Source organism: Parerythrobacter jejuensis (assembly GCF_039536765.1).
In the GTDB taxonomy this organism is placed as follows: domain Bacteria; phylum Pseudomonadota; class Alphaproteobacteria; order Sphingomonadales; family Sphingomonadaceae; genus Parerythrobacter; species Parerythrobacter jejuensis.
Genome location: NZ_BAAAZF010000001.1, coordinates 2,592,680 through 2,609,045 on the forward strand (window position 1 = coordinate 2,592,680; position 16,366 = coordinate 2,609,045).

Annotated in this window: 9 protein-coding genes; 4 read left to right on the forward strand and 5 right to left on the reverse strand. The window is 60.8% G+C overall.

The window, feature by feature from the left end; genetic code table 11:
- Nucleotides 1-75 precede the first annotated feature (75 nt).
- Nucleotides 76-1,533: a helicase HerA domain-containing protein gene (locus tag ABD653_RS12635; protein ID WP_160778998.1), complete on the forward strand. Its 1,458-nt coding sequence runs from the start codon at nt 76-78 to the stop codon at nt 1,531-1,533.
- A gap of 173 nt (nt 1,534-1,706) precedes the next feature.
- Nucleotides 1,707-4,292 (forward strand): ATP-dependent chaperone ClpB, encoded by a 2,586-nt coding sequence (clpB, locus tag ABD653_RS12640; protein ID WP_160778999.1) that lies wholly within the window; start codon nt 1,707-1,709, stop codon nt 4,290-4,292.
- Nucleotides 4,293-4,425: 133 nt separating this feature from the next.
- Here the strand turns inward: clpB and ABD653_RS12645 are convergent, their stop codons facing one another.
- On the reverse strand, nt 4,426-7,647 hold the full coding sequence (locus ABD653_RS12645) for a TonB-dependent receptor domain-containing protein (RefSeq protein ID WP_160779000.1): 3,222 nt from the start codon (nt 7,645-7,647) through the stop codon (nt 4,426-4,428).
- 248 nt (nt 7,648-7,895) lie between these two features.
- Nucleotides 7,896-8,417, reverse strand: a complete 522-nt coding sequence (locus tag ABD653_RS12650) for a hypothetical protein (protein ID WP_160779001.1) — start codon at nt 8,415-8,417, stop codon at nt 7,896-7,898.
- Nucleotides 8,418-8,633: 216 nt separating this feature from the next.
- On the opposite strand from ABD653_RS12650, the gene ABD653_RS12655 reads away from it, so the two are divergent.
- Nucleotides 8,634-11,522 (forward strand): TonB-dependent receptor domain-containing protein, encoded by a 2,889-nt coding sequence (locus ABD653_RS12655; RefSeq protein WP_160779002.1) that lies wholly within the window; start codon nt 8,634-8,636, stop codon nt 11,520-11,522.
- Between the two features lie 158 nt (nt 11,523-11,680).
- Here ABD653_RS12655 and ABD653_RS12660 read toward each other — a convergent pair whose 3' ends face one another.
- Genes ABD653_RS12660 through ABD653_RS12670 form a run of 3 tightly spaced genes read right to left on the reverse strand, consistent with a single transcriptional unit; the run spans nt 11,681 to nt 15,016 of the window.
- The gene (locus ABD653_RS12660; RefSeq protein WP_160779003.1) at nt 11,681-12,592 is read right to left on the reverse strand and encodes a class I SAM-dependent methyltransferase; all 912 of its coding nucleotides are present in this window, start codon (nt 12,590-12,592) and stop codon (nt 11,681-11,683) included.
- Between the two features lies 1 nt (nt 12,593).
- A complete protein-coding gene (locus ABD653_RS12665) occupies nt 12,594-14,276 on the reverse strand; it encodes a 2OG-Fe(II) oxygenase family protein (RefSeq protein ID WP_160779004.1) in 1,683 nt (560 codons plus the stop codon).
- Entirely contained in the window at nt 14,273-15,016 is a 744-nt protein-coding gene (locus tag ABD653_RS12670) for a 2OG-Fe(II) oxygenase (protein ID WP_160779005.1), read from the reverse strand. Before ABD653_RS12670 ends, ABD653_RS12665 begins: the two co-directional genes overlap by 4 nt.
- A 149-nt stretch (nt 15,017-15,165) precedes the next feature.
- On the opposite strand from ABD653_RS12670, the gene ABD653_RS12675 reads away from it, so the two are divergent.
- Nucleotides 15,166-16,338 (forward strand): acetyl-CoA C-acetyltransferase, encoded by a 1,173-nt coding sequence (locus tag ABD653_RS12675; protein ID WP_160779006.1) that lies wholly within the window; start codon nt 15,166-15,168, stop codon nt 16,336-16,338.
- Nucleotides 16,339-16,366: the final 28 nt, after the last annotated feature.

Sequence of the window (16,366 nt, forward strand, 5' to 3'; positions counted from 1 at the left end):
AGGGGGCAAATCGACTCAGGATAAGTCTGGTCGCGGGCTTCCAGCCATGGCGCGGCGCGGGCTACGCATCGAATCGTGAAATCCGAAATTACCATAGGTCACGCAACGGGCGACCAGCCGGTCACCTTCGATATCGAGGAACTGCTGGCCACGCGCTTGCTGGTGCAAGGCAATAGCGGCTCGGGCAAGTCCCATTTGCTGCGCCGCCTGCTGGAAGAAAGCGCAGGCATGGTGCAGCAGGTGGTGATTGATCCGGAGGGCGATTTCACATCGCTTGCCGATCATTTCGGCCATGTCGTGATTGATGCGGAGGCCTATTCTCCGCCCGAAATCGAGGCCCTGGCGCGCCGCTGCCGGGAACATCGCGCCTCGGTGGTGTTGGGGCTGGAAGGGCTGGAGGTGGAACAGCAGATCCGCTGTTCGGCGCAATTCCTCAATGCGCTGTTCGATGCACCGCGCGAATTCTGGTTTCCTGCACTGGTAGTGGTGGACGAGGCACAAATGTTTGCCCCCTCCGTCGCGGGCGAGATTGCTGAAGACACGCGCCGAATGACTCTATCCGCGATGACCAACTTGATGTGCCGGGGCCGCAAGCGCGGACTGGCAGGGATCGTTGCCACCCAGCGTCTGGCCAAACTGGCGAAGAACGTGGCCGCCGAAGCGTCCAATTTCCTGATGGGGCGCACTTTCCTCGATATCGACATGATCCGCGCGGCCGATTTGCTGGGAATGGAACGTCGCCAGGCGGAGCGGATCCGCGATCTTGAACGCGGCCATTTCCTCGCATTGGGCCCGGCTATCAGCCGCAGGCCGGTCGCAGTGAAGATCGGGTCGGTCCGTTCCGGCCAGGTGACCCGCAACGACGGGTTGATGCCGTTGCCCGATATGCCGCGTGAGGGGATGGAAGCGCTGCTGACCAGCGAGTTGGCGGCTGATGTGCAAGCCCATGCGCCCGCCCCGCCGCCGGCTCCCCCACGTCCGAAAGTCGAAGAGGTTGTGCCTGCTGTCGAGCCGCAGGCAATCGCCGCCCGGTCAACGGCTGAACAGGCCGAAGCCGATGCCACGCGGCAAATGCAGGTCAACACGATCCTCGAAGAGCTGGCGATGGAGGAGGGGAGCACTTTTCAGTCGTCGAGCGTGCAGTACCAGAACTTCCTCACCCGGTGCCGGGCCGGACGTATTCTGGGTGTGCCGATGGATATGACCGAGTTCAGGCGGGCCTTCGCTATCGCCAGCGCGGGGTTGGAGCGGCTCGACGAAGGGCGACGTAGGCAATTGCTGCAACTCGGGGCGGGTGTCGATGATGATGTTCTGGCGCCCTATCTGGCGATTGCTGCGGCTGCGCTGGAAGGGAAAACGGCACCGGAAGATGAAGAACTGGCGCGCGTCTACGGCTCCAGTTCCCCCGGACGCATCCGGCGCCTGCTCGACCACCTTGAAAAACTCGGCCTGATCGTCATCCGGGAAGAATTTGGCGGGGGCCGCAGTTTGCTGGTGCCGGGCATAGATGCGCTGAGTGCCGCCGAAGGCTGACCAGGCCTATGCCTCTCCGGGCCATGGGCGTGGGAGAAATTTACACCTCCCCCCTCGCAGCTTGCGTTCTGACCCCTATATGCGAGTAATACACCTCCTGCCGGGGGTGGGGAGGTCTTGTGTTGCAATATAGCAACACTATATGACTCGGGTAACACAGTGAGGGATACCACATGAATCTCGAGAAATTCACCGATCGCGCGAAGGGCTTCCTGCAAGCTGCGCAGACTGTTGCGATCCGCATGAGCCACCAGCGCATCACACCTGCGCATCTGCTCAAGGCGATGATCGAAGACCCCGAAGGCATGGCATCGGGCTTGATTGCCCGCGCGGGCGGCAATCCGCGTGCGGTCGAAGAGGATATCGATGCTGCGCTGGGCAAAATCCCCGCAGTGAGCGGGGGTGGGGCACAGCAGACCCCCGGCCTCGACAATGATACGGTCCGTATCCTCGATCAGGCCGAAACAATCTCGGAGAAATCGGGCGACAGCTACGTCACGGTGGAACGGCTGCTGGTGGCACTCTCGCTCGCCTCGACCACTGCGGCTGGCCAGGCGCTCAAGGATGCCGGTGCCGATCCCAAGACACTGGAAGCCGCGATTTCCGAGTTGCGCGGCGGTCGCACGGCCGACTCGGCCAATGCCGAAGAAGCCTATGATGCGATGAAGAAATATGCCCGCGATCTGACCGAGGCTGCGCGGGAAGGTAAGCTCGATCCGGTAATTGGCCGCGACGAGGAAATCCGTCGCACGATCCAGATCCTGGCCCGTCGGACCAAGAACAATCCTGCGCTGATCGGCGAACCCGGTACCGGCAAGACCGCGATTGCCGAGGGTCTGGCGCTGCGCATTGCCAATGGCGATGTGCCTGACAGTCTCAAAGGCCGCACCTTGATGAGCCTCGACCTCGGTTCGTTGATCGCGGGCGCGAAGTTCCGCGGCGAGTTTGAGGAACGCTTGAAGGCAGTGCTCGACGAGGTGAAGGGTGCCGACGGCCAGATAATCCTGTTCATCGATGAAATGCACACGCTGATCGGGGCGGGCGCGAGCGAAGGCTCGATGGATGCCTCCAACCTTCTCAAACCGGCCCTGAGCCGCGGCGAGCTGCATTGTATCGGTGCGACCACGCTCGACGAGTATCAGAAATATGTCGAGAAGGACCCGGCGCTGCAGCGGCGTTTCCAGTCGGTCTACATTGACGAGCCGAGTGTCGAAGACACGATCAGCATCCTGCGTGGCATTGCGGAGAAGTACGAGCTGCATCACGGTGTGAACATCACCGATGGCGCACTGGTTGCCGCTGCCCGGCTATCGGATCGCTATATCCAGAACCGCTTCCTGCCCGACAAAGCTATCGACCTAATGGACGAGGCCGCCAGCCGCATCCGCATGGAAGTGGAAAGCAAGCCGGAAGAGATCGACGAGCTTGATCGTCGGATCATCCAGCTCAAGATCGAGGAACAGGCGCTCGACAAGGAAACCGACGCGGCGTCCCGCGACCGTCTGGAAACCCTGCGCAAGGAACTGGCAGAGCTGGAGCAGCAATCCTCCGAACTGACCACGCGCTGGCAGAACGAGCGCGACAAGATCCACGCCGAAAGCAAGATCAAGGAAGATCTGGACGCGGCCCGGATCGAGCTGGAACAGGCCGAGCGCTCAGGCGATCTCGCCAAGGCGGGTGAGCTTTCCTACGGCACCATCCCGCAGCTCGAGCAACAGCTCGAGGATGCGCGCGAAACCACCGAGAACGCACTGCTCAAGGAAGAGGTGACAGAGGACGACATTGCCAATGTCGTTTCGCGCTGGACTGGCATCCCGATGGACAAGATGCTGGAAGGGGAGCGCGACAAGCTGCTACAGATGGAAGAGATCCTGGGCAAGCGGGTGATTGGCCAGCGCGAGCCGATCGAGGCCGTGTCCAAGGCGGTGCGCCGCGCGCGGGCCGGCTTGCAGGATCCCGGGCGTCCGCTTGGGTCATTCCTGTTCCTGGGCCCGACCGGTGTCGGCAAGACCGAGCTAACCAAGGCCCTGGCGGAATTCCTGTTCGATGATGACCAGGCGATGGTCCGCATCGATATGTCCGAATTTATGGAGAAGCACGCGGTGGCTCGCCTGATCGGCGCGCCTCCCGGCTATGTTGGCTATGAAGAAGGCGGCGTGCTGACCGAGGCCGTGCGCAGGCGCCCCTATCAGGTGGTGCTGTTCGATGAAGTCGAGAAGGCGCATAACGATGTCTTCAATGTGCTGCTCCAGGTGCTTGACGATGGCCGGCTGACAGACGGGCAGGGCCGCGTGGTTGATTTCTCCAACACGCTGATCATCCTGACCTCCAACCTTGGCAGCCAGTTCCTGGCCAATATGGATGATGACCAGAAGGTCGCGGATGTCGAACCACAGGTAATGGATGTCGTGCGCGGCCATTTCCGGCCCGAGTTTCTCAACCGGCTTGACGAAGTCATCCTGTTCCATCGCCTGTCGCAGGAGCACATGGCGCCGATCGTGAAGATCCAGGTCGGTCGGGTGCAGAAACTGCTGACGGACCGCAAGATCACTCTCGACCTTACCGAAGCGGCACTGCGCTGGATCGGGCGGGTCGGATACGATCCGGTCTATGGTGCGCGGCCGCTAAAACGGGCCGTGCAGCGATACTTGCAGGATCCACTGGCGGACAAATTGCTGGCGGGTGACGTGCCTGATGGCAGCACCGTCAAGATCGACGACGGTGATGGCGAGCTGAAGATGGAAATAGCTGCCGCCTGATGCCGGGCCCGATGCCGGAAGGGTAGGGCCCGGACGCCCGCTCGACCTCGCCCAGCTTTCGATCCACCAAATACAAAAAGGGCCCCGGTTTCCCGGGGCCCTTTCTTTTTTGGTGTGTCGTTCGAAGCGGGGATCAGAACTCGGCCTGGAACCCTGCGAAGTAGTAACGACCCGTGTTGTCGAAGATACCCGAGCCACCGCCGGCACCAGACAGCTGGAACGGAGGAAGCTTGTCGGTGATGTTGTCGACACCGGCGTAGAATACGAACTCGTCGTTGATGTTCCACGACACGCGAATGTCGTGATAGCCACGGGCCGGGTAGAACACTTCAGCAGTGCTATCCGGGTTGAGCGGCGGCAAGGTGAGAATGTCACCCGGGGTACAGGTAGGTGCGCCATTAGTCCGCGGGATGACACCGCTGACCGGGCACTCACCCTGGAACGGGAAGTAGTTCTCGTACGCACCGATGGTCTGCTTATCGACCCAGCGGAAAGAGTAAGCAAAGGTCACTGCACCCTTCCGGTAGGAAGCATTGAAGTTCATCGCCCATTCCGGATCACCCAGCTCACCGCGGACGCGGTTCGGAAGGTCCGGATTGTCAATGTCGAGGAAGTTCGTGCGATCAAGGGTATGCGTCGCGATGAGACGCAGATCCAGGCGATCGTCATTGTCGAACGTCTTCGCGTAGCGAACGTCGAAGTCGATACCTTCGGCGGTCAGGCTGGCAAAGTTGACCGGAGCGATGTTCAGAGCACCAACATTCCGCAGCGAACCGTCAGCATTACGCGGAGCGATCAGCGGGCAGAAATTGTTGTTGAGCGTCGGCGCATCGTAGCAGTTGGCCAGGATCTGGTTACCGCTGATGTTGGCGATCACGCTCTCAACTTCGATGTCGTAGTAATCGACAGTGATCGACAGGCCGGGAATCCAGCGTGGTTCGATCACGGCACCGATTGTAAGACTGTCCGAAACTTCGGCTTGCAGGAACGGGTTGCCGCCCTGGTTGACCGAACGGTTGCCGGTGACCGGATCGGTGAAGCCGACGGGAACACCGTCTGCCGCACAGTTGGTTGCCCGGTTGGCCGTACCGTTGTTGATGAACCGCGTATCGCACGGGTCGGTCAGGAACAGGAAGTTCTCTGTTGCCGGCGAAAACAGGTTGCTCAGAGTCGGCGAACGAACAGCGCGCGAGAAGTTCGCACGGAAACGAATGTCCGAAACCGGAGCCCAGACAGCGTTCAGGTTGTAAGCTTCGACCGTACCGGTCAGGCCGCCACCCGAATTGTAGTCGGAGATACGGCCTGCCGCCGAGAAGGTCAGCTCTTCAGCGAAAGGCACGTTGGCGAGCAGCGGGAATTCGATTTCACCGAAGCCTTCGAGAACTTCAAGTGCCGGCGGGGTGAAGTCCGAGAACGCGTTGAAGAAAGTCGCACCCGAAGCAGACAGCGGATCAGGGATCTGCTGGGCTTCTTCACGGCGCCATTCGAAACCGGCCACGAGACGGATCGGGCCGCCCGGCAGTTCGAAGAATGGCGAACTGTCAGTGCCGATATAGCCGAGAACGTTGAACTGCTCGGCCTTCTCGTCGAGGCTTGCATTGGCGTTGATGTAATCCAGTGCAGCCTGGCTCGGGCCACCGGCACCGATCACGTTGATCGGGATACAGGCCGGATCATCATTGGTCGGATCAGCATCAGCGTTGATGCGGCAGACGATCTGACCGGCACCATTGCGAACCGCATCAACCGCGTTGCGGGTGTTTTGGTAGATCAGCTGGTTCTGGGCCGAAAGATTGCTTTCGAACCGGCCGTAGTTGAACGACAGGTCGTAGCGGGTGTTGGAGCTGATATCGCCCTCGACACCAACGACAACACGGTAGGTTTCGCGCTTGAGCTGGTCATTACGCGTACCGAAGTCCGAGTTGTTACGGTTGATGAAGAAGCCTTGCGAGGCCGCACCACCAACGCCGGGCGGGAAGCCGAAGCCCTGGAGCAGTTCATCCTGAATCTGGCGCAGCGTACCTACGTCGGCAGGATTGATGAACGGGTTGTCGAAGTTCACGAAGAAGAACGACGAGGTCGCGCCATCCGCACAGCTCGGGTCGAGACCCGATGCGCCGCTCAGGCCGCCGCAGAAGCTGTTGAAGAAGGTCGGCGTACCCTGACCGAGAGCTTCGATCCGTGCGTATTTGAATTCCGCGTAGGGACGGAATGCATCGCTGATGTCGAAGTGGGTCAGGATGTTGAGGTTGTAGCGCTCGATATCCGGGATCAGCGTACCGTCCGAAAGGGCAGTACCCGTGCCGCCGATTGCGCGACCGCTGGGAAGACGGTTGTTGTCTTCGCGGAACAGACGTCCGTCCGGGCCGAAGCGGTGAGCCGCAACGGTGCCGTTGGGGCCGCAAGAAAGCGGCTGGACGGCTTGGCCGAAAATACAGAATGCCTGAACTGTGCCGCCTTCGGAGATGAAGTCGAGGAACAGGTTGTTGGTCAGGACGCTATCCGGAATGCCGTCGCTGTTGCTCAGGCCTTCGTCGGAAAGATCGTCCGTCTGTTCGAACGCGGTGAAGCCGATGCCGAAGCCCGAGATGTCGGGACGCTGGCTGTTCAGCACGCGCGTAATGTTGGTGTATTCGGCGGAGACTGCGATGTTACCGCGACCATCAGCGAAGTTACGACCGAAGGTGGCACCGATCGAGTAACGGGCGTTGTCGCCACGCTCCGAGATACCGGCCTGGCCGTTCATTTCGAAGCCGTCATAGTCACGACGCAGGATGAAGTTGACGACACCGGCGATGGCGTCGGAACCGTACACAGCGGAGGAACCGCCGGTTACCACATCGACACGCTCAAGCAGTTCGAACGGGATTGTGTTGACGTCGACCTGGAAGTCGCCGGCACTTGCCGTAATGTGACGGCGGCCGTTGACCAGCGTCAGCGTACGGGTTGTGCCCAGGCCGCGAAGGTCGAGGATGTTCAAACCGGTCGTACCGATGAAACGCTGCGAGTTCGAAGTCGAGAAGGTCGAGCGGAGCGACGGGAGGTCGTTCAAGGCATCGCCCAAGGAGATCGAACCATCGTCGAGAAGCTCTTCTGCTTCCACCGAGGTTACCGGAACGGTCGAATCAAGGTTGGGGCGCGCAATACGCGAACCCGACACGATGATCATGCCCGAGTCGGAAGATGCAGTAGCCTGCGAATCATCGTCTTCGGAAGACTGTTCGGCTTCAGGATCGGCGTCCTGGTCCTGCGCGTAGGCAGGCGTTGCAACAACAGCCAGCGAAAGCGCAGCAATGCCGGCGCCTGCAAAGAGGCCGCTCTTGCCACGACGGGTGGAGAGACGAGTGGTATTCATGTGGTTTATTTCCCCCAAGGAAAGCCGGCACGACCCGGCGCAATCAAAGCGATCAATTCAATCAACCTGCGCATTACGCGCATTCGGCTGTGTTCATCGATGCTTCAGGGTTGGCCCGCCCGCAATTGAAAAAGGGCGCAGGGCAGGGCCTTTGAGTCAAAATGTTGCGGGGGTGCAACAGTTTAGAGAGGTGGCGGGCCGGCTGAATCTGAATCTGTCAAAAGGCCATGCAATCTTGAAAGATTACGTCATTCGATGCGGCGGCCTTTTACACCCAGTTGGCCATTGACCCGGATGAAGTAGCTGCCGAGCGACGCTTTCTTGAACTCGACACCCTGCCCTGTGCGAGGCGCACGGAACCGCATTGGAGCGTCCTTGATCCGCCACACCGAACCCTCTTCAGTGGTGATGACCCAGCTATCACGCTCGATCTGGCGTACGCGTGTAATAGTGGTCTGGAGGAGTTTGATCTCTTCGTCGTCACCGCCGAATATCCTCAGCTTGGGCAGCGAGAAGCCGAACAGGCGGCGCTTGGTCTGTTCGACCTCCTCCTTGTCGACAACCTGGAGTGACCCATCATCCGTGGCGGCAATGACAACGCCCACTTCGCGATCATAGCAGGCGAGTCGCTCGGTCGGATCGGCGATTGCGCGGCACGCGCGCAGCTCTTCGAGATCGCCTGATGATGCCACGGCGGCGTCTTGTGCGAGCGCGACAGAGCCTGTGCAGGCAGCGATGACAATCAGGCAAGCGCGCGAAAACCGGTTCATATTCCCTCCATGGAAGAGCCGGTGAACTGCCATAGCGGAGGCGTCAGGCCAACTGTCACTTCAAAGTCACACATATCCACGCATGCGACAAATGAGGGCGTTTGAAGATTGCGGCGAGGCTTTTCCCTGCACTAGAGGCGGCACATTCGGATTTTTGTCCGAAGGACCAACCGTTCAAGGCGTGCCAAGGGGGCACGCGGGATCAAGGGGATTGGAATGTCCACTCGTTTTAATAAGGCAGCTCTGCTGACCGGCACTTTCATGGCCGGCGCATTGATTGCCACTCCGGCTTTTGCCCAGGATGCTGATACTGATGATGCAGCTTCCAGTGATGACGGCCTGATTGTTGTTACCGGCTCGCGTATTGCCCAGCGCAACGTCGAAACCGCTGCACCGATCGCTGTCGTTGGTGACGAAGAGTTCAAACTCTCCGGCACCGTCAACGTTGAAAACGTTGTCAACACGCTGCCTCAGGTGGTTCCGGGCTTCACTTCGAACTCGAACAACCCAGGTACCGGTACTGCTACGCTGAACCTTCGCGGTCTCGGCTCGGCCCGTACCATGGTACTGGTCAACGGCCGCCGCTGGATGTTCTACGATACCGCGCAGATCGTCGACCTTAACACCATCCCGTCGTTCCTGCTCGACAGCGTCGACGTTGTGACCGGTGGTGCTTCGGCTGTTTATGGTTCTGACGCCCTTGCCGGTGTTGTGAACTTCCGCCTCAAGGATGTCGAAGGCATCGAAGTTGGCGGCCAGTACTCGATCACCCAGGAAGGTGACGGCGAGCGTTACAACCTCTACGGTGCAATCGGCACCTCGTTCGACGATGGCCGCGGTAGCGCGACTGTCTACGCCGAATACTTCAACCGTCAGCCGATCTTCCAGGGCGACCGCGCCTTCTCGAACTTCGCGCTTGGTGGTGAAACCTTCGGTGCAAACCTGCTCCAGTTCGGTTCGTCGACCCTGCCAAACGGCGTTATCCGTTACTTCGGTGACGGCGATCGTACCGGCACGGACTTCGCTGCCAACAACGCAGTTGTGTTCGACGACGTGGCTGGTGATTTCCGTCAGCGCGCTGGCGACACCTACAACTACGCACCGGTCAACTACCTGCAGATCCCGCAGGAACGTTACCTGATGGGCGGTTATGCCGATTACGAATTCTCCGATGGGCACGAAGCCTACCTGGAAGTTTCGTTCGTCAACAACCGCGTTGCGCAGGAACTGGCGGCTACTCCGGTAACCGGCACGTTCAACGTCAACCTCGCCACGATCCAGCCATTCCTGAATGCTGCTGACTTCGCTCAGCTGCAGCAGCTGAATGCGACGGAAACTGATGGTGACCCGAACAACATCGCGTTGTTCCTGCAGCGTCGTACGATTGAAACCGGTCCGCGTAACAGCCTCGACGAGCGTAATGCTTTCCGTGTGCTCGGCGGTGTCCGCGGTGCGATCACCGACTGGCTGAACTACGATGCATATTACATGTATGCCCGTACCCGTAACGCCAACGTGCAGGATGGTAACATCTCGCGCTCTGCCTTCCAGGCAGGGGTTGACGGCACCGGCACCACGATCAACCCGTTTGGTCTTGGCACGCTGACGCCGGCAATGGTGAACGCCATCTCGATCCAGGCACAGAACGGCGACATTTCGACCCTCGAAGTTGCTAACGCAGCCCTGTCGGGCTTCGTCGGCGATCTCGGCTGGGGCGGTGGCGACATCGGCTTTGCAGTCGGCGTCGAGTATCGTGAAGTTGGTTCGCGGTTCATTCCGGATACGGCACTGTCTTCGGGCGACGTGATCGGCTTCAACGCCGGCCAGGCCACCGAGGGTAGCTACAACGTGCGTGAGATCTTCGCAGAGCTTAACGTGCCGATCTTCGAAACCGACGGCGGAACCCGTCTCGAAGTGAACGGTGCAGCCCGTTACTCCGACTACTCCATTGGTAACATTGGCGGTGTTTGGACCTACGCTGGCGGCGTCGAGTTCTCGCCGATACCGGACGTAACGCTTCGTGGTCAGTACCAGCGTGCAGTTCGTGCCCCGAACGTGGGTGAACTGTTCGGTGGCCAGGCCATCGGCTTCCCGGGTGCTACCGACCCGTGCTCGACCGCAGCAGCTACCCCGGGCAGTGCCCTTGGTAACCTGTGTGTCGCCAACGGTGTTCCGGCTGGCAGCCTCGGCAATCCGGGCATTCAGCTGAACGCCCAGATCCCGGCTAACTTCGGTGGTAACCCGAACCTGCAGGAAGAAACGTCTGACAGCTTTACCGCAGGTATCGTGTTGCAGCCGTCCTTCATCCCGGGTCTGACGATCACGGCCGACTACTTCGACATCGAAGTGGAAAACGCGATCAGCACGATCTCGCTGCAGCAGTCGTTCGACCTCTGCTTCAACCAGTCGCAGGACGCTACTTCGGTTGAGTGTTCGCCGTTCTTCGCACAGCCTATCCGTAATGCTGCCGGTATTATCACCGTCAACAACCCGGTTCCGCTGGGCGCGCAGAACATCGCAACGTTGGGCGTTTCGGGTGTCGACCTTCAGGTCAACTACTCGACCACGATCCCGTTCTCGCTGCTGACCGACACTGGTGAGCAGACCGTGAACCTCAACTTCCTGGGCACATGGTCGGAAAGCTCTTCCTTCCAGGGCTTCCCGGGTGCGAACGTTGTCGAATGTGCTGGCTTCTTCGGCCAGACCTGTGGCGAGCCTACGCCTTCGTTCAAGTGGACTTCGCGTCTGTCGTTCGTCGATGGCCCGCTGACCACGTCGATCCGTTGGCGTCACCTCAGCAGCGTCGAAGACGACGATGCTGGCACGGACTTCACAGCCTTCAACGGCATCGAAGACACAGGCGCATATGACCTGATCGACTTGACCTTCTCGGTCGACGTCAACGAGCAGGTTACTCTGGCATTCGGTGTGAACAACCTGTTCGACACCCTGCCAGGCACCCCGACTTTCGATGCGGCTGGCAACGTGACCAACCGTCCGAACGGTCTCCTGCTTGGTGACAACCAGGAACAGGCTAACACCTACCCGAGCACCTACGACGTGCTGGGCCGTGACTTCTTCGTTTCCGCGAACTTCAAGTTCTAAGAAACGGGTCACACCGATAAGAAAACGGGCGGTGGAGCTTCGGCTCCGCCGCCCTTTTCTTTTGTCTCGACAGAATTGTTCTGGCCGCACGAGAGGGCGCCTCGAGTTTCAGGCGGCACCCAAAGCGGCGTATCTGAACTGCAATTGAGAGAGCGGCGTCAGCCAGAGTTCTTCAGGACGCGGAAATCGGCGAAGGGGATGGCCTCATCCCGATCACGCAGCTCGGTTTTCTCGAGGAGATCGAGCCGAGCCCCTTCAAATGCCGCGTCCAATCCAGCCTGGTCCGCTGTTGTCCGGCAGGCAGATTCAAGGGAATCGATCCGCCCGATCTCATTCGCGGCGCGGCCGGCGATCGTATCGAGCGTGGCTGCAATATTGGCCGGATGGTCACGCGCCCCCATGATTAGAGTCCGCCGTACGGCCTCGGCAATTTCCCAACCTACCGATTGCGGGCCGAACCGCTTCTGCCCTTCGGCGACGGTCTGCGGAATCTCCGGAGGCATAGGGGCGAGCCCGGCCTGACGAAGCGCGAGGCTGCGTTTGGCAATGCCAACCACATCTTTCTCTACCAGCGCCCAATACAGCTGCTCTCGTCGTGCGGCATTATGGGCCAGGATCGGCCCGTCGAGCCGATGGCTCATCAGCCCGATCAGCGCGCCAGGTTTGGCGACCCGGGCAATCTCTGCGGCAATCTGGGCCACATTGCCATATTCGAAACCGAACTGGCTGGTCACCGCGTTGAAGCGACCGTCGGGGAAGGGCAAGGCTTCCATGGCCACCCCGGCTTTGACTTTCGCGCCTCGGGGAGCTGGCGGCAATTGCGGCGCCAGATCTACGCCGGTCGGCTTCAGATCGCGTCGCGTACCCATCAGCCAAGCCATCACGCGTCCGTCGCCTGTGGCGAGGTCAAGCAGTGCGCACCCGCGCGGTAGCCGTTTGGCAAAGTCACGCCATGCGCTCTGCTGCACAGCATCGATACTGCGATAGCCTTCAGGCAGACATCCGCCCCCTCCTTGACCGCCCTGCTGGGCCCAGAAATCGCCCCATGCCCGTTCGCTTGCACTGCTCATGCTAGGCGTCCTCGCGTGTCACGACATCGAACGCAACCGTCATCCTGCGCGAGGTGCCGAATGGCGTGGTCCCATGATACAATGTGCTGGGGAACAGGGCGAGGTGAGCAACCTCGGGTTCGATCACCGTCAACGGCGGCAGGTCAAGGCGGAGATCGGGGGCCGGGCGACCCACTTCGAGGGCACCGTCACCCGCGGCGCGACCCTCCGGCAATTCGAGATAGCAGGCCGAGCTGACGATCCCCTGCGGATGAATATGTGCGGTGTGATAATCGCCGCCGCCAAGCAAGCGAACCGACCATGAGCCAAGCAATTGCCACGGCGTCTCGCGATGGCGCAGCAGGGGATGGGTCTCATCAAGCGGCGGCAATTGCGCGCGATAGTTTTCCAGCGTAGCCCGGATCGCTGTATGGAGCGCGGCGAATTCGGGTTCTGTCCGGTGGAACAGAATCCCTCGCGTCTGCGAACCGCCTCGCAATGACTGGCCCAGGGGCATGGGCGACGTGTCGTGCAGCTCGTGGAGTCTCGCAATTGCCGGGGGCAGTACGGTGTCGGCATCCGCCAACGGCTCCAGCCGCACCAAACCATCTTGCTCGTGCAGCCATTGCGCGCGTTCGTCCCCTGCGACACGCCATGCAATCCCGCGCAGAGCCCATCCGGAAATGTCCCACGGGCTTTGCGCCAGCAGCCGATCGAGATTGTTATGCGCTTGCTCGATATGGCCCAACCGGATGTGGTGGCGGGCCTCGTGCAGCCACCGATCCGGCAGGTCGAGATCGAGGCTGGCGAACAGGGAATCCGCGCGCGCATCATCGTCGGCAGCGCCGGCATTTACCGCCTCAAGCAGGGCAAACTGTCCGATCGAGGGGAAGTTCGTGCGCGCCTCCGCAGCGATTTCGGCAGCCTCGGCAGCATAGTCGAGCCCGGCCAAAACGTTGCAGTGATCCGCAGGGATATTCGGATCGTGCGGCAGGCTTTGTGTGGCCAGTCTGTAATGCGAGGTGAAATCGCTGTCACCGTCCGCATGGCGCATCTGGGCCAGGAATCGCAGCCCTTCCAGCCAATGGGGTGCCTGTTCCACGATCTGTTCGGCCAGCTGGCGTGCTTCGGCTGTTTCGCCCGCTACGTCGAGCGCTTGGGCACGGGCCAGCCACAAATCCGCGTCGCCCTGATTCACGGCCAGGGCGGCATCGACGCGAGCGATAGCATCAGGTTCGCCGCGTTCGATTGCCGTGCGCGCCCGTCCATGCAGCCCGCGCGGATGCTTCGGTTCCAGCGCCAGGCACTGGTCATACCAATGCGCAGCCTCGGCCGGATGCCCGGCGGCACGTTCCGCTGCGCCGCGCGCCGAGCAATAGCGCACCGCCGTGCGCCCGACCTCTTCGAACGGTGCCATCGCGGCAATCGCGGCCCGCGGCTTGCCCGCCCCGGTGAGGGCGATGGCCTGATTGATCACAAAATCGACAGTACCGGGCCGGGCGGCAAGCGCCTGTCCGAAGAAATCGGCGGCTGATGCAGCATCGCCGCTGCGCAGCGCGATGTTTCCGGCGCTGTTGAGCAGGTCGGCCTGGCCGGGATGCGCTGCCAGACCCTGGGCCAGGATGGCCTGCGCCTCTGCCGCATTGCCGGCTCGTTCCGCCGCAATGGCCCGCGCGTGGAAATCCTGCGGCGAAGGCGTGCTCACCGGTCGCGGAACCAGCCGCTGATGGCGAAGCGGCCATGCGGCGCAAAGGGCGGGACAAAGGTGACGGCGTGTGCTTGCGGCACGGCAAAAAGGTTGAGCGTGTTGAAACGCGGCATGAAGCCTTCGAACACATCGCCGTTCTCGTCGTAGAAGACCAGATAGCCGCCCCAGTCAGGCTTCCAATCGTCAATAGTGAGGTTCAGGACATAGGCGATCTTCCACCCCTCGGCGACTTGCTCGTCCGAGTGCAGGCCTAGGAAATGCTGGCGTCCGAACAATGTCGCCTGCCCGTCGGCCTTGATCAGGTCATCGAAGCCGGTGACGCGGCGCACCAGATCGAGGAAGGGTTCGGTATTTATGTGCTCGATCAGCACTTCGTGCGGGCCGCCAGGGGCCCATTTTTCCTGATATGCCTTGACCAGCGGATAGCGCGCATAGCGGAACGCGTAGTCGCCGCGCGCGGCAGCATCGTGGGAAGCCTTGTTCAGCGCCTGCGCGCGGGTATTGCCCTGCGGATCGCGCAATTCCTCCAGCGTGATGTCCTGCGGCTCTTCGCCAAAGCCCGCCTGCATCGCCATGCCCCAAGGGGTGAGGTCCGACATGACCTTGCGCAATTCCACTGCGGCATCTTGGGTCAACACGTCACGGACCTGGATCCGGCGATTGGGTGCGAACTGTTTCGCAAGGGCATCTGTATCGAGCTTGGAATTGATCTCGAAGATGTTGATAGGTTCGCTCATGACGGCTTGGCACTAAGGCCCCGTGGCCGCGCTTGGCAAGCGCTGGATCGCCGCTTTTTGAAGCTGTCGGCTCGCAGACTCTGTAGTTGACGCAAACGTAAGGCACCCCTACGCGAGTGGCAAATTGAAACGTGTGTGAGGAGAGAGCCATGGCCACCGCCTATATCGTTGAAGCTGTCCGTACCGCAGGGGGACGCCGCGGCGGTCGTCTTGCCGGTGTCCACCCCGTCGACCTTCTGGCCAAATCGCTCGATGCGATTGTCGAGCGCAGCGGGATCGATCCGGGCGCAATCGACGACGTGGTGACCGGCTGTGTCAGCCAGGCCGGCGAGCAAGCTATGCAGGTCGGGCGGATGGGCGTTCTCGCTTCCAGGCACCTGCCGCAATCGACCCCTGCCGTGACTATCGACCGCCAGTGCGGATCGAGCCAGCAGGCTATCCAGTTTGCTGCGCAAGCCGTGATGAGCGGCACGCAGGATGCCGTGATCGCCAGCGGAGTAGAGAGCATGACCCGTGTGCCGATGGGCACCAACGCCACCTTCCATATGAAAGAAGGGCTGGGGCATTACAAATCGCCGGGCCTCGAAGAGAAATATCCCAAGGTTCAGTTCAGCCAGTTCATGGGTGCGGAAATGATCGCGCAGAAGCACGGCTTCTCCAAGGAAGATCTGGACCGGTTCGGCCTGGCTAGCCACGAAAAGGCGATTGCCGCCACCAATGATGGCGCTTTCGACAAGGAAATCGTACCGGTGGCCATCGAAACGCCCGATGGCGACGATGTGCACAAGGTGGATGAAGGCATCCGCTTTGACGCCAGTTTCGAGGGGATTTCCGGCGTCAAGCTGATCAGCCCCGAGGGCAAAGTTACCGCCGCAACCAGCAGCCAGATCTGCGATGGATCGAGCGCCGTGCTGGTGGTGAGCGAGGAATTCCTCAAGACTCACAATCTCACCCCGTTGGCCCGGATCCACAACCTGACGGTTACGGCCGGCGATCCGGTGATCATGCTGGAAGAGCCGCTGTTCGCGACCGACAAGGCCCTGGATCGGGCCGGTATGAAGATCGACGACATCGACCTGTACGAAGTGAACGAAGCGTTCGCGCCGGTTCCGATGGCCTGGCTCAAGCATACCGGTGCCGATCCGGACAAGCTGAACGTGCATGGCGGAGCGATTGCGCTGGGCCACCCGCTCGGGGCTTCGGGCACGAAATTGATGGCGACGCTGGTCCACGGCCTGCATCGCCACGGCAAGAAATACGGTTTGCAGACCATGTGTGAAGGCGGCGGTGTCGCCAATGTCACCATCGTCGAAGCTGTTTAATTCATTCTAATCTGAGAGGAATATTCCA

What these genes read in the sequence shown, in the direction of transcription:
- clpB (WP_160778999.1), top strand. Translation starts at nt 1,707, where the DNA reads ATGAATCTCGAGAAATTCACCGATCGCGCGAAGGGCTTCCTGCAAGCT.
- ABD653_RS12645 (WP_160779000.1), bottom strand. Translation starts at nt 7,647, where the DNA reads ATGAATACCACTCGTCTCTCCACCCGTCGTGGCAAGAGCGGCCTCTTT.
- ABD653_RS12650 (WP_160779001.1), bottom strand. Translation starts at nt 8,417, where the DNA reads ATGAACCGGTTTTCGCGCGCTTGCCTGATTGTCATCGCTGCCTGCACA.
- ABD653_RS12655 (WP_160779002.1), top strand. Translation starts at nt 8,634, where the DNA reads ATGTCCACTCGTTTTAATAAGGCAGCTCTGCTGACCGGCACTTTCATG.
- ABD653_RS12660 (WP_160779003.1), bottom strand. Translation starts at nt 12,592, where the DNA reads ATGAGCAGTGCAAGCGAACGGGCATGGGGCGATTTCTGGGCCCAGCAG.
- ABD653_RS12670 (WP_160779005.1), bottom strand. Translation starts at nt 15,016, where the DNA reads ATGAGCGAACCTATCAACATCTTCGAGATCAATTCCAAGCTCGATACA.
- ABD653_RS12675 (WP_160779006.1), top strand. Translation starts at nt 15,166, where the DNA reads ATGGCCACCGCCTATATCGTTGAAGCTGTCCGTACCGCAGGGGGACGC.